The organism is Vibrio tubiashii ATCC 19109 (genome assembly GCF_000772105.1).
GTDB lineage: Bacteria > Pseudomonadota > Gammaproteobacteria > Enterobacterales > Vibrionaceae > Vibrio > Vibrio tubiashii.
This window is the reverse complement of sequence record NZ_CP009354.1, coordinates 3,164,262-3,177,393: the sequence shown is the minus strand read 5'-3', so window position 1 is coordinate 3,177,393 and position 13,132 is coordinate 3,164,262. Positions and strand designations below refer to the sequence as shown.

General features: G+C 46.0%; 12 protein-coding genes and 1 pseudogene. 9 read left to right on the top strand and 4 right to left on the bottom strand.

Annotated features, from left to right (window positions below; translation table 11 throughout):
• Positions 1-66 precede the first annotated feature (66 nt).
• A complete protein-coding gene (locus tag IX91_RS14575; RefSeq protein ID WP_004745511.1) occupies positions 67-861 on the bottom strand; it encodes an AraC family transcriptional regulator in 795 nt (264 codons plus the stop codon).
• A gap of 73 nt (positions 862-934) precedes the next feature.
• Positions 935-1,849: an EamA family transporter RarD gene (gene rarD, locus IX91_RS14570; protein ID WP_004745509.1), complete on the bottom strand. Its 915-nt coding sequence runs from the start codon at positions 1,847-1,849 to the stop codon at positions 935-937.
• A 162-nt stretch (positions 1,850-2,011) separates the two neighbouring features.
• On the opposite strand from rarD, the gene recQ reads away from it, so the two are divergent.
• The 3 genes from recQ to IX91_RS14555 all read left to right on the top strand — a co-directional run bounded on the left by recQ (position 2,012) and on the right by IX91_RS14555 (position 5,036).
• The gene (gene recQ, locus IX91_RS14565) at positions 2,012-3,850 is read left to right on the top strand and encodes an ATP-dependent DNA helicase RecQ (RefSeq protein WP_004745508.1); all 1,839 of its coding nucleotides are present in this window, start codon (positions 2,012-2,014) and stop codon (positions 3,848-3,850) included.
• On the top strand, positions 3,843-4,163 hold the full coding sequence (locus IX91_RS14560) for a DUF3630 family protein (protein ID WP_004745507.1): 321 nt from the start codon (positions 3,843-3,845) through the stop codon (positions 4,161-4,163). The genes recQ and IX91_RS14560 overlap by 8 nt, the downstream gene beginning before the upstream one ends.
• A 201-nt stretch (positions 4,164-4,364) precedes the next feature.
• The gene (locus IX91_RS14555) at positions 4,365-5,036 is read left to right on the top strand and encodes a 7-cyano-7-deazaguanine/7-aminomethyl-7-deazaguanine transporter (protein WP_004745505.1); all 672 of its coding nucleotides are present in this window, start codon (positions 4,365-4,367) and stop codon (positions 5,034-5,036) included.
• Positions 5,037-5,118: 82 nt separating this feature from the next.
• Here IX91_RS14555 and gppA read toward each other — a convergent pair whose 3' ends face one another.
• Together gppA and rhlB are read right to left on the bottom strand one after the other, a co-directional pair.
• The gene (gppA, locus tag IX91_RS14550; RefSeq protein ID WP_004745503.1) at positions 5,119-6,609 is read right to left on the bottom strand and encodes a guanosine-5'-triphosphate,3'-diphosphate diphosphatase; all 1,491 of its coding nucleotides are present in this window, start codon (positions 6,607-6,609) and stop codon (positions 5,119-5,121) included.
• Between the two features lie 7 nt (positions 6,610-6,616).
• Positions 6,617-7,918, bottom strand: a complete 1,302-nt coding sequence (gene rhlB, locus IX91_RS14545) for an ATP-dependent RNA helicase RhlB (RefSeq protein ID WP_004745502.1) — start codon at positions 7,916-7,918, stop codon at positions 6,617-6,619.
• A gap of 111 nt (positions 7,919-8,029) precedes the next feature.
• On the opposite strand from rhlB, the gene trxA reads away from it, so the two are divergent.
• The 6 genes and pseudogenes from trxA (at position 8,030) to IX91_RS14520 (ending at position 13,131) form a co-directional block, all read left to right on the top strand.
• A complete protein-coding gene (trxA, locus tag IX91_RS14540; RefSeq protein WP_004745500.1) occupies positions 8,030-8,356 on the top strand; it encodes a thioredoxin TrxA in 327 nt (108 codons plus the stop codon).
• A 200-nt stretch (positions 8,357-8,556) separates the two neighbouring features.
• Positions 8,557-9,816 (top strand): transcription termination factor Rho, encoded by a 1,260-nt coding sequence (gene rho / locus IX91_RS14535; RefSeq protein WP_004745495.1) that lies wholly within the window; start codon positions 8,557-8,559, stop codon positions 9,814-9,816.
• A gap of 104 nt (positions 9,817-9,920) precedes the next feature.
• Complete coding sequence (locus IX91_RS14530) at positions 9,921-10,916, top strand: hypothetical protein (RefSeq protein ID WP_004745493.1); 996 nt, start codon at positions 9,921-9,923, stop codon at positions 10,914-10,916.
• Between the two features lie 92 nt (positions 10,917-11,008).
• A pseudogene (gene ubiD, locus IX91_RS14525) lies at positions 11,009-12,392 on the top strand (4-hydroxy-3-polyprenylbenzoate decarboxylase); the annotation flags it as partial.
• On the top strand, positions 12,368-12,865 hold the full coding sequence (locus IX91_RS27030) for a UbiD family decarboxylase (protein WP_408068358.1): 498 nt from the start codon (positions 12,368-12,370) through the stop codon (positions 12,863-12,865). The pseudogene ubiD and the gene IX91_RS27030, both read left to right, overlap by 25 nt.
• Complete coding sequence (locus IX91_RS14520; RefSeq protein ID WP_004745490.1) at positions 12,862-13,131, top strand: 2Fe-2S iron-sulfur cluster-binding protein; 270 nt, start codon at positions 12,862-12,864, stop codon at positions 13,129-13,131. The genes IX91_RS27030 and IX91_RS14520 overlap by 4 nt, the downstream gene beginning before the upstream one ends.
• The last annotated feature ends 1 nt before the right edge of the window (position 13,132 follow it).

Sequence of the window (13,132 nt, the reverse complement as noted above, 5' to 3'; positions counted from 1 at the left end):
GATTGATGATTTTAGATAGCTTTAGTGTGCTATGGATTGCCTGTGAAAGATTGTAAAAAACTGACACTAGCTGATTTGAGAAGGGTTAACGCCGTAAGTGGACTTAAACGCTTTGCTAAAATGGGCCTGATCATAGAAACCTACTTGATGTGCCACTTCAGTTCCGCTCACTCCGGATTTTAGCAGTTTCATTCCTTGCTCCATGCGCAGACGGCTCAGCCATGCGTAGGGGGTTAAGCCGACTTTGGCTTTAAAATGGCGTTGAAACTGGGTTGGGCTCAGCTCACACAGCTGTGACAGTTGCTCTAATCGTACTGGCTGATCGAGATTGTCTAACAGATACTCTTTTAAGGTAGCCATAGATTGGTTACCTAAAGGGACTGCGCGCTTTTGCTCTAAACTGCCGTAGTGGCTAAACAGGCGTTCAAAACCTTCGTAAGGTAAGCAATCTTTTGCCAGTTGGCTGACGTTATTGTCTGTTAGCAATTGGTGCAGTTGGGAAAGTGGCTGAAACACTTTCTGATCGGAAATTATCAGCTGCTTGAAGTGAAGTAAGTCACTCGGTTGCTTTAGTTGAGCAAGGTCGCTAAACCACGCAGGATCAAGTGCAAACACTCGGGTTTGATAACCGGACTCCAACATGGATTTTCCATCATGCAGTTCATCAGGAGGCATGATGACTAATTGCCCTTCACCAACATGATGGCTTGCACCTTTATAGTGGAACTTTTGTTGTCCGCCCGTGATAAGACCAATATGAAAATCAAGATGATAGTGGCGTGAAAAAGCGAACGACTGATAGTTCGCTTCAATCAGGCTGATCTCTTTGTTCTCAGTACTGTGGTAGCTGACCTTATCCATAAAACTAAAAAAAGCTTGATGAGTATTTCATCAAGCTTATATGTGGGTAAGCGATTTGTCTTGTAAAAAACGATCAGTACGCTTTTGTCGCTTTCTTCGACTGCCTGTTATTTCTTAGGCCGTCAAAACTGAAGATAACTAAGGCGCCCCAAATAAAGGCGAAGGTAATCGCTTTATCGAGAGTGAAAGCTTCGCCATATACAAGTACGGCAAGCAAAAACATCAAGCTAGGGCCTATGTATTGGAAGAAGCCTAAAGTCGATAGCTTTAAGCGCGTTGCTGCACCAGTAAAACAAAGTAGTGGCAAGGTCGTGACGATACCTGCTGAAATGAGCAGTAAGTTCAGGTCGAGCGAGTTCTCGGTCAAGTGTGACGTTGGGCTGTCAGCAATCCACAGCAAGTAGATAGCTGCGGCTGGTAGTAGCACCAAAGTTTCTATAAACAGGCCAGTTTGCGCTTCAAGGCTGACTTTTTTACGCAATAGACCGTAGAAACCAAAAGTCAGCGCCAAAGTGATAGCAACAATCGGGATTGAGCCAAACACAAACAGTTGGACCAACACTCCACAAGCGGCGAGTGCGACGGCAAACCACTGTAGTTTACGTAACCTTTCTCCCAAAAAGAGCATCCCCAACAGCACGTTAATCAATGGGTTGATGTAGTAACCCAGACTGGCGTCGAGCATATGATCGGAATTCACTGCCCAAATGAATATCAGCCAGTTAGCACCAACTAAAACCGCCGTAGTCACTAAATAAAGCAGCTTTTGTTTCGACTTGATCACGTCGCGTACATTTCTCCAACGACGACCAAAGTGAAGCAGGGCAGCGAGTAAGAAGAAAGACCACACAACGCGGTGACTTAAAATCTCTAATGGGGAGACTTCGGCCAAAGCCTTGAAGTAGATAGGTGCGATGCCCCACATGGTGTATGCCCCAATGGCAAGAAAGACACCCTGTTTCGCTCGCTGTTGTTCTTCTGGAGTCATTTATCTTTACTCGATCATAATTTTTACAAATTGAAACACGCAGTATAAGGAGCATAATCCGATTCACCTAACAATTTGCGGTTTTATTCACCTTTAAACCCCACTACAATGTGCCTCTTGCGTTCGACGCGCACTCATCCTGCAACTCTATTGAGATAGTTCATGACCTCGACACTTTTAGCCCTGTCACCTTCAGCCGATTTGCCGACGCCGCAACGCATCTTAGAAGATGTTTTTGGTTATCAGAGCTTTCGTGATGGTCAGCAAGAAGTGATTGAGTCGGCTGTCGCTGGGCAAGATAGCCTAGTGATCATGCCAACGGGTGGCGGTAAATCTTTGTGTTATCAGATCCCTGCCTTAGCACGTGAGGGGCTAACTTTAGTTGTCTCACCGCTGATCTCATTGATGAAAGATCAAGTAGACCAACTGAAAGCGAATGGTGTGGCCGCTGAGTGTGTCAACTCCACCATGCCACGAGAAGAGCTGATCTCCGTCTATAATCGCATGCATTCTGGCGCGTTAAAGTTGGTTTATGTTTCTCCAGAACGAGTACTGATGCGCGATTTTATTGAGCGTCTGGAAAACATCTCATTGTCGATGATAGCGGTTGATGAAGCGCATTGTATTTCTCAGTGGGGGCATGATTTCAGACCTGAATATGCCTCGTTAGGTCAGCTCAAACAGCATTTTCCTCATATCCCTGTCATGGCGCTGACGGCAACCGCAGATGACGCGACGCGCAAAGATATTATGCAGCGCCTGCAACTCGACGAGCCGCATACTTATCTTGGTAGCTTTGATCGCCCTAATATTCGTTACACCCTAGTCGAGAAACATAAGCCAGTTTCTCAGGTAGTTCGCTTTCTTGAAGGCCAACGTGGCAGTTGCGGCATTATCTATTGTGGTAGCCGCAAGAAAGTAGAGATGGTAACCGAAAAGCTGTGTAACAACGGCTTACGTGCTGCAAGCTACCACGCAGGTCTTGAAGCGGATGAGCGTGCTTACGTTCAAGAGGCGTTTCAGCGTGATGATATCCAGATCGTTGTTGCCACTGTCGCTTTTGGCATGGGGATCAACAAACCCAACGTTCGCTTTGTGGTGCACTTTGATATTCCGCGCAATATTGAATCCTATTATCAGGAGACAGGTCGAGCCGGGCGAGATGGATTGCCTGCCGAAGCGATGATGCTTTACGACCCTGCCGATATCAGTTGGTTGCGCCGTATGTTGGATGAAAAAGACGACGGTCCGCAGAAGCAAGTTGAAGCGCACAAGCTAAACGCAATGAGTGCTTTTGCTGAAGCGCAAACCTGTCGTCGCCAAGTGCTGCTTAACTATTTTGGTGAGTACCGTGAGAAGCCATGTGGCAACTGCGATATCTGCCTCGATCCACCTAAGCACTTTGATGCCACTGAGCAAGCACAAAAAGCACTCTCTTGTGTGTATCGTGTCAATCAAAGCTTTGGTATGGGTTACGTGGTCGAAGTATTGCGTGGTATGCAAAACATCCGAGTGCGTGAAAATGGTCATGACAAGCTGTCGACTTATGGGCTAGGGCGTGAAAATAGCCATGACTATTGGGTCAGTGTTTTTCGTCAGTTGATTCATAAAGGTTTGTTGTTCCAAAACATCACTCGCAACTCCACCTTGCAACTGACTGAAGAAGCAAGACCGCTTTTACGTGGTGAAATGTCGTTAGAACTTGCTGTTCCACGCCTTGATACCGCTGCTCGCGCTGCTAAATCAGACAAGCTTTCGAGTAAAAACTACGATAAGAAGCTATTTGCTAAATTGCGTAAGCTTCGCAAATCCATTGCGGATGAAGATGGCCTACCACCATACGTAGTGTTCAGTGATGCGACATTAATTGATATGGCAGAGATACTACCGACCTCTTACGGTGAAATGCTTGCCGTCAACGGAGTGGGGCAGCGCAAGTTAGAAAAGTACGCCGACCCATTCTTAGATCTTATTCAGGAGCACTTAACAAATCATGGCTGATGTCACACCACAAACGGAATTTGGTCTGCTTGATTATCAGGTAGAAGAGGGGCGCATCATCATTCGTGCTCCGCGGTTTGATTTTGATAGCTTTCCTCAGTTAGCTGACAAACTGGTCAAACTGCTATCAGCTTCAGTAGTCGAAAAGCAGTGGGATGCAGATATCCACTCTTGGTTAATTGATTTTGAAGGTTGTCAGCTATTCTTAAAATCAGAGCACTACAGTGAGAGTATCTGGTTGGAAGCACTGGCTATTGAAGAATCTAAACCAGAGCTCGATTTTCTGGCTGCACTGTTTAACAAAGGTTTCTAAGCCGATTTTTATACGCTAACGATTGCGTAGCCTTAGCCAGTTGCAGCTCAAATTGGTTAATGTATAATCGCCCGCCGCGATAGTTATCACAAATATATCGCGGCTAATTTCTTTTAACATTGTTGGTAAGAGTCTTTCCTTGGCTTGGAATGGATTCGATTTGGGTTCCCTCACCCCCAAACCAAACTAAAAAGGTATCGCATGAGTAACTTTACCCCTGCGCAGCAGCGCAAAGCCCTTTTTCTATTAGTTCTGTTCCACCTGATCATTATTGCATCGAGCAATTACTTAGTTCAGCTGCCCTTTACCGTTTTCGGTTTCCATACCACTTGGGGCGCATTTACTTTCCCATTTATTTTCTTAGCGACTGACTTAACCGTTCGTATTTTTGGTGCTCAGCTTGCTCGTCGCATCATCTTCTTAGTCATGTTGCCAGCACTGGCGGTTTCTTACGGCTTATCTGTTCTGTTCTATGAAGGTTCATTCCAAGGCTTGAATCAGCTTGGGGAATTTAACCTGTTTGTTGCGCGCATAGCGATCGCAAGCTTTATGGCTTATTTGCTGGGTCAGATTCTGGATGTGCATGTTTTTAACCGCCTGCGTCAGCTAAAGCAGTGGTGGGTTGCACCAACATGTTCAACGCTATTTGGTAATGCGTTAGATACCATTGCTTTCTTCGCGATTGCCTTCTATCAAAGCCCAGATCCGTTTATGGCAGAGCATTGGACAGAGATTGCGCTGGTGGACTACGGCTTCAAATTAGTCATCAGCTTGGGTCTGTTTGTTCCTATGTATGGCGTATTGCTGAATTACTTAGTCAAGAAACTCACCGCAGTGAACCCTGACTTTAAAGTGGTTGGCGCTAAGTCGTAATTGAAATGACTAACAAGAAAAAGCCCGAGGAATACTATTCCTCGGGCTTTTTTGTATCTTTCGCATTTTTACTCAGTAGAGATTAGTACTCAACAATCGAGAGTGGCCAACCAATATCACTTTGACGGTTTGCTTCTATTTCGAGCTCAGCAGCAGTCAAAGGGTTGTCTTTAAGCCACTGGGCTTTTAGCGTTAGGGTCAGCTTATCATCGTTAGAGCTTAGGGTAATGTTAGGCTCAAGCTCAGGGTTACGACGATGAGTTAATAACACCGCTAAACGCAACAGGCGCAATACACGTTTGGCACTGTTACTGGATAAGGCATGCTGCTCCGGAAGGGAAGTTAGCTGCTCACGATAGCGGCGGGTGAGCTCACCTAAGAGGTGCTTTTGCGCTCGCGTGTAACCAGGTAAATCCAAGTTTTGCAGCAGGTAAGCACTATGCTCGCCACCTTTTTTGAAATCGATAGTCAAACCGATCTCATGTAGCTTGGCTGCGGTTTCAAGCAGTACACTACCGTGCGACTCTGCGATCCAATCAGACTGACATTCAGCGAGCAGTTTAGCTGCCATGTTGGCAACTTGCTGACCGTAGGCGACGTCAATTTGGTAGCGGCTCTGAACGCTACAGATAGTGCGAGCACGAATGTCGTCTTGCTTTAGCTCATCAACCATTTCATACACTAAGCCTTCACGAAGTGCGCCACCCGCAAGCGTCATTGAATCAATTTCAAGTAGCTCAAAAATAGCGATGAGAATAGAAAGACCACTAGGGAAGACTAATGCACGCTCTAGGGTCAGTCCTTCTATCTCAAGCTCTTCAAGGTGATCGGCTAACATTGCTTGTTTTTGCAGGCGTTTCAGTTTGGCGTGAGTAATAACCTCATCCATCCCTTGCGCTAGCATGATTTCTTGTAACGCCTGAACAGTGCCAGATGCACCGACACATACATCCCAACCAATTTGAGTGTACTGCTCCAAGATAGGTTGCAGTGTCTCTTTGGCTGCTTGAATCGCATTGTTGAAGTTGGTGACGGTTAACTGACGATCTTTAAAGTGGCGCTCAAGCCAAGTGACACAACCCATTTTCAGGCTAGTCAGTGCTTTGGCTTCAAAACCTTCACCAATAATAAGCTCGGTGCTTGCACCACCAATATCAACCACTAAACGTCGACCACTACCACCAGAGGTATGTGCGACCCCTTTATAGATAGTCGCTGCTTCCTCTTCACCGCAGATCACTTCAATCTTATGACCAAGTATCTGATTGGCCTTTTCGAGAAACACGTCCACGTTAGTTGCGGTACGCAGCGTAGCAGTACCCACGATGCGAATGTTCTCTTTAGGAATATCTTGCAGTCGTTCTGCAAATAGACTCAAGCAGTCCCAGCCGCGTTGCATGGCTTCTAGGCTTAGCGCGTTGTTTTCGTCTAAGCCTGCGGCAAGGCGAACTTTGCGTTTGATTTTAGCCATCGTTTGTACGCTGCCATCAATGTGACGCACAACGAGCATATGAAAACTGTTCGACCCGAGGTCGATGGCTGCGTATAGCGGAGATGAAACTGCTTGGCTCATAGACGACTTAAGATTCCTTTTGTTGACGTTGACGAGAGCGATTGTTGTTACGACGGTTGCCTGAACGAGAACCACCTGTATTGGTGCGACGTTGCTGCGGACGGCTTGAACGCATACGTAGCGGTGCAGGTAAATCTTCAATCAATGCACTTGGGTCGTAGTCTGACACAGGAATCGCGTGCTCGATGTACTCTTCAATCGGAGGAAGGTTAATCGCGTAGTCTTCACAAGCAAAGCTAATAGAATGACCGCTTGCACCTGCACGACCAGTACGGCCTATGCGGTGTACGTAATCTTCGCAGTCATCTGGTAGGTCAAAGTTAAACACGTGCGTTACTTGAGGAATATGTAGACCACGTGCTGCAACGTCTGTTGCCACTAATAGATCAACTTCACCTTTAGTAAACTGCTCTAAGATACGCTCACGTTTCTTCTGCGGTACATCGCCTGTTAACAAACCAACACGATGGCCGTCAGCAGCCAAGTGGCCCCAAACCGATTCACACTTATGCTTCGTGTTAGCAAAGATGATCGCGCGCTCAGGCCACTCTTCTTCAATTAAGGTTTGTAGCAGGGCCATCTTATGTTCATTTGAAGGGTAGAACAGCTCTTCTTGGATGCGATGACCGGTCTTAACTTCTGGCTCAACCACAACATGCTCTGGATTATGCATGTGCTCGAATGCCAACTCTTGAACGCGGTAAGAAAGCGTTGCTGAGAAAAGCATGTTCAAACGCTCTTTTGGTTCAGGCATACGACGGAACAAGAAACGAATGTCTTTAATAAAACCAAGATCGAACATGCGATCGGCTTCATCAAGAACAACCGCTTGAATGTTGTTTAGGTTAAATACGCGTTGCTTGTAGAAATCGATAATACGACCGGTAGTACCGATCAGAATATCCACACCATCTTCAAGCTTAGCTAGCTGCTTGTCGTAGCTTTCGCCGCCGTAGGCAAGCGCAGCTTTAATGCCAGTGCTCGCAATGAGCGGCTCAGCATCGTTGTAAATCTGAATTGCCAACTCGCGTGTTGGTGCCATGATGATGGCACGCGGCTGATTTGGCTTACGACCTTCATGTTCTGAAGTCGTCAGTAGGTGGTTAAAAGTAGCAGTCAGGAAAGCGAGTGTCTTACCTGTACCCGTTTGGGCTTGGCCTGCGATGTCTTGGCCGGTGAGCAGTACCGGCAACGCCAAAGCTTGGATAGGGGTACAAAATTCAAACCCTTTCTTCTCCAAACCTTCAGTAATTTGAGGGTGTAAACCCAAATCGGCGAACTTTTGCTCTGTGATATGCGTCTTTTTCATGGTGATAGAATATCAGCTAAAGCTTGCAATAAGAAAGTAAATACATTCCAATAGGGCATCTATTTACTGGTTATCATCCAACCAGTTTCAAAAAACACATTGGAGTGGAAGATGAGTGATAAGATTTTGCAGCTTACGGATGACGGTTTTGAAAACGACGTAATCAATGCTGCAGGCCCTGTACTAGTGGATTTTTGGGCAGAATGGTGTGGTCCTTGTAAGATGATTGCTCCTATCCTGGACGAAATCGCAGATGAGTACGAAGGCAAGCTCACTATCGGTAAACTAAATATCGACCATAACGCAGGTACTCCACCTAAGTTTGGTATCCGCGGTATTCCAACATTACTTCTTTTTAAAGACGGTAATGTCGCAGCAACCAAAGTTGGTGCGCTGTCGAAGACTCAACTAAAAGAGTTCCTAGACGCAAATCTATAAGTAGTTACTGAGCAAACCGTGCGATTTGAAGAAATGCACGGTTTTGTTTTTGCTGCCTAACAAAATCTAGACTAGGCTAGTATTTAGTGCTAATTTATCGCACGTTAAATAAACAAGTTTCTCTTCTTGGTCGATCCTGTGACCAAATTCATCTTAACTAAATAACAGATCCTATTTTGACTAAAAAAGTATCCACCACCATGAATCTAACAGAACTGAAGAACAGACCTGTGTCTGATCTTGTTAAACTTGGCGAAAGCTTGGGCCTTGAAAACCTAGCTCGTCTAAGAAAGCAAGACATTATCTTCGCCATCCTAAAAGCTCACGCGAAAAGCGGCGAAGACATTTTTGGCGACGGGGTTCTGGAAATACTTCAAGACGGTTTTGGCTTCTTGCGCAGTGCAGACAGCTCTTACTTGGCAGGCCCAGATGACATCTATGTATCTCCAAGTCAGATCCGCCGCTTCAACCTTCGTACAGGTGACTCGATTGCCGGTAAGATTCGTCCACCAAAAGACGGTGAGCGATACTTTGCTCTACTAAAAGTCAATACAGTTAACGATGACAAACCAGACAATGCGCGTAACAAGATTCTATTTGAAAACTTGACGCCACTGCACGCGAACGAGCGTATGGTGATGGAGCGTGGTAACGGTTCGACAGAAGATATCACAGCACGTGTTCTAGACTTAGCTTCACCAATTGGTAAAGGCCAGCGTGGTCTGATCGTTGCTCCACCTAAAGCGGGTAAAACAATGCTGCTGCAAAACATTGCACAGAGCATTGCTTACAACCACCCTGAGTGTGAGCTAATGGTACTTCTTATCGATGAACGTCCAGAAGAAGTAACCGAGATGCAACGCCTAGTTAAAGGTGAAGTGGTTGCGTCTACGTTTGATGAGCCTGCATCTCGCCACGTACAAGTTGCTGAGATGGTTATCGAGAAAGCAAAACGTCTTGTTGAACACAAGAAAGACGTAGTCATCCTGCTTGATTCTATCACTCGTCTAGCTCGTGCATACAACACAGTTGTTCCATCATCAGGTAAAGTTCTGACTGGTGGTGTCGATGCTAACGCTCTACACCGTCCTAAGCGCTTCTTCGGTGCTGCACGTAATGTAGAAGAAGGTGGTAGCCTGACAATTCTAGCAACAGCGCTAGTAGATACTGGTTCTAAGATGGATGAAGTTATCTACGAAGAGTTTAAAGGTACAGGTAACATGGAAATTCACCTGAACCGTAAGATCGCCGAGAAGCGTGTCTTCCCTGCAATCGACTTCAACCGTTCAGGTACTCGTCGTGAAGAGCTTCTAACTAAGAATGAAGAGCTACAGAAGATGTGGATTCTACGTAAGATTGTTCATCCAATGGGTGAGATCGACGCGATGGAGTTCCTAATCGACAAGCTAGCAATGACGAAGACTAACGATGAGTTCTTTGACGCGATGCGTCGCCAATAGTCGATAGATTGAATTATCAAACGCCACCATATTTGGTGGCGTTTTTGTTTGCATTATCTATTGATAGCGAGCACAATGGTGCAATATGTTACAAGGAGGTTAACATGCAACAAGGAATGTTGTCGTCGGTACTCCTGTCTATCGCACTTCTTACCGGAGTACCTACCGTCGCTGCAACTGAGATGGAACCTCAGCGTGTTGAGCAATGGTTACAAGAATCTCAAGTTCACGACAAAGTCGCTGAGCTCCTACAGTATGTGGTTGAAGATGATACTGATGGCCTTAATTTCGCGTTGCAAAGGCTCTCTCTTCCCGTACAAGAAGTTTCCCGTTATTTACTGCTTAAGAAAATTGAAGACCAAAACCTGATTCTGACACCTAAGATGGCGCTGTTTGTTGAGCAGCAACAGTCAATGGTGCCAACCTACCAAGTGTTAGAAAGAGGGGATGGCTATGAGTTTTCAGTCCCTGCTTTTAATTACCCAGCGATTGCCAACCGCTTACTCAAACAGTGGCGTCAAGATCAGTCTACGCTTGCCTTTGTTTTAGATGCTGAGCGTGGTGAGCTAGATTTGAAAGATTGGCTGACTGGTAGCGATTACCAAGTACAGACTCGTGAAGCTCTGCTGATCCGCGAACTCGATAGCCTCTCACCTGAAGCAGTGAATAACCTCGCTGAACAGTTGACCAAAGCTCCGGTAGTCAGTTGGTTGCCTTCATCTCAGGTTATGGTGCGATTAGCTCAAGTCAGTGAAAATCCAGATGTCTACAAACTGCTGTGGCTGATGAAAGCGGACTTTAACAGTGAGTCCGAACTGGTGCGACTGGCTAAAGTGGCAGATAGCTTTTCTTTAGAGCAAGTGATGCAAGCCTCGAATAACCCAAGTCTCAAAGAGCGAGCGATTACCGAGCTGACCAAAGTTAGGCCGATGTCGAGCGATGTAAAAGAGTTTCTTATCGCACGAATGGCGGCATCAGATGATGCAAGGTTTATTGCAGGTGAACTCGCACGCCAAGGTTACTCATCGTGGTTAGAGGAATTAGCCAGTAGCAATCAAAAAGTAAATAGCCGCGCGATACTCAGTGTGATCGGGCAGTAAGGCTAAGACATATAACCACACGAAAAAGAGGGATTGAATGATTCCTCTTTTTGTTATACTGCGTGCAGATTAACCAGCCCACAATTAGGTCTATGAGTTTTAAGGATTTACGCGACTTTGTCGCTCATCTAGAAAAAGAAGGGAAGCTAAAACGCATCTCTCATCCCGTTGATCCCGACTATGAAATGACGGAAATCAGTGACCGTACCTTAAGGGCTGGCGGTCCAGCTCTACTGTTTGAAAACCCAATCGGTTATGACATGCCTGTACTGACCAACCTGTTTGGTACTCCGGAGCGTGTCGCGATAGGTATGGGGCGACAAGATGTCAAAGAGTTACGTGAAGTCGGTAAGTTGCTCGCTTATTTGAAAGAACCTGAGCCACCAAAAGGTTTTAAAGACGCATTAGATAAGTTACCAGTGTTCAAACAAGTATTGAACATGCCTGCTAAACGTCTACGCAAAGCCCCTTGCCAAGAGATCATTTGGCAGGGTGAAGAAGTCGATTTGGATAAAGTGCCAGTCATGAGTTGCTGGCAAGGTGATGTCGCGCCGTTATTGACTTGGGGACTGACCGTTACCAAAGGGCCGAATAAGAAGCGACAGAACCTAGGTATTTACCGCCAGCAAAAAATCGCTAAGAACAAAATCATCATGCGTTGGCTAGCTCATCGTGGTGGCGCATTAGATTTACGTGACTGGATGGAAACCAACCCAGGTAAACCCTTTCCTGTTTCCGTGGCTTTTGGAGCCGACCCAGCAACCATTCTCGGCGCAGTAACACCAGTGCCAGATACATTATCTGAGTACGCATTTGCGGGTTTGCTGCGCGGCAAAAAAACCGAAGTCGTCAAATCGGTTAGCAATGACTTAGAAGTCCCAGCTAGCGCTGAAATCGTTATGGAAGGCTACATTGATCCTAATGAGTTCGCTGACGAAGGGCCTTACGGTGATCACACCGGGTACTACAACGAAAAAGAAAAGCACCACGTCTTTACTATTACCCACATCACAATGCGTAACGAGCCTATCTATCACAGTACCTATACTGGTCGCCCACCTGATGAACCAGCAGTTCTGGGCGTAGCGCTCAATGAAGTGTTTGTACCGATTCTGCAAAAGCAGTTTCCTGAAATAGAAGACTTCTATTTACCACCAGAGGGTTGCTCTTACCGCATGGCGGTAGTGACAATGAAGAAACAATATCCGGGCCATGCCAAACGAGTCATGATGGGAGTCTGGTCCTTCTTGCGTCAGTTCATGTATACCAAGTTTGTTATTGTGTGCGATGAAAAGGTCAATGCACGCGATTGGGATCAAGTGGTAACAGCGATGACCGAACATATGGATCCGGTCAGAGATACATTGTTTATTGATAATACTCCAATTGATTCATTGGACTTCGCTTCTCCGGTCGTTGGCCTCGGCTCGAAAATGGGGCTAGACGCAACAGTGAAATGGGATGCTGAGTTGGTTGGCTCGGAGCAATCCGCAAAACAACATACTCAACTGAGTGAAACAGAACTTGAGAGCTTTATTGAGCATAACCCAGAAGTTATCGATATCTATATCCCATCGACAGCTAAGAATAACAGCTTTGCTATTGTCACCATGAATAAGCAGCACGCTGGTCAATCTAAGCAGCTAGTACAAAAGGTAGAGCAGTTCTTGATCGACCGTGGCACACCTAAATTCATCGTTGTTTGTGATGGTGATGTGAATGCAAAAGATTGGAACGACATTATCTGGGCTGTGACTACTCGCATGGACCCAGCGCGAGATACCAAGCGAGAAGCGGGCACTAATCTGTCTTGCTCTCGCCTTGTATTGGATGCCACTAATAAGGTGGAAGGAGAGGAGGTTGTCAGAGAATGGGGCACACCTATCAAGAAAGATCCTCAACTTGTGGCAAAAATTGATGCGATGTGGGATAAGTTGGGTATTCTATGAATCATTCCGTCATCTTGTTGCCAGATAACATAGAATTCGAAGTACAAGATGGACAAACGGTGTTGGAAGCGGCGCTCAACAATAATATCCGCTTTCCTCACCGATGCCAGGTTGGTGCATGCGCTGCCTGTTTGTGTCGTAAACTAGAAGGAACAGTCTCTTATCACCTTGAACCTATGCTCACAGAGAAAGAGCAACAACAAGGATGGATATTTGCTTGCCAAGCCTTCGCAGAAAGTAAATTAGTGCTTACTTTTGAAGAGTAAG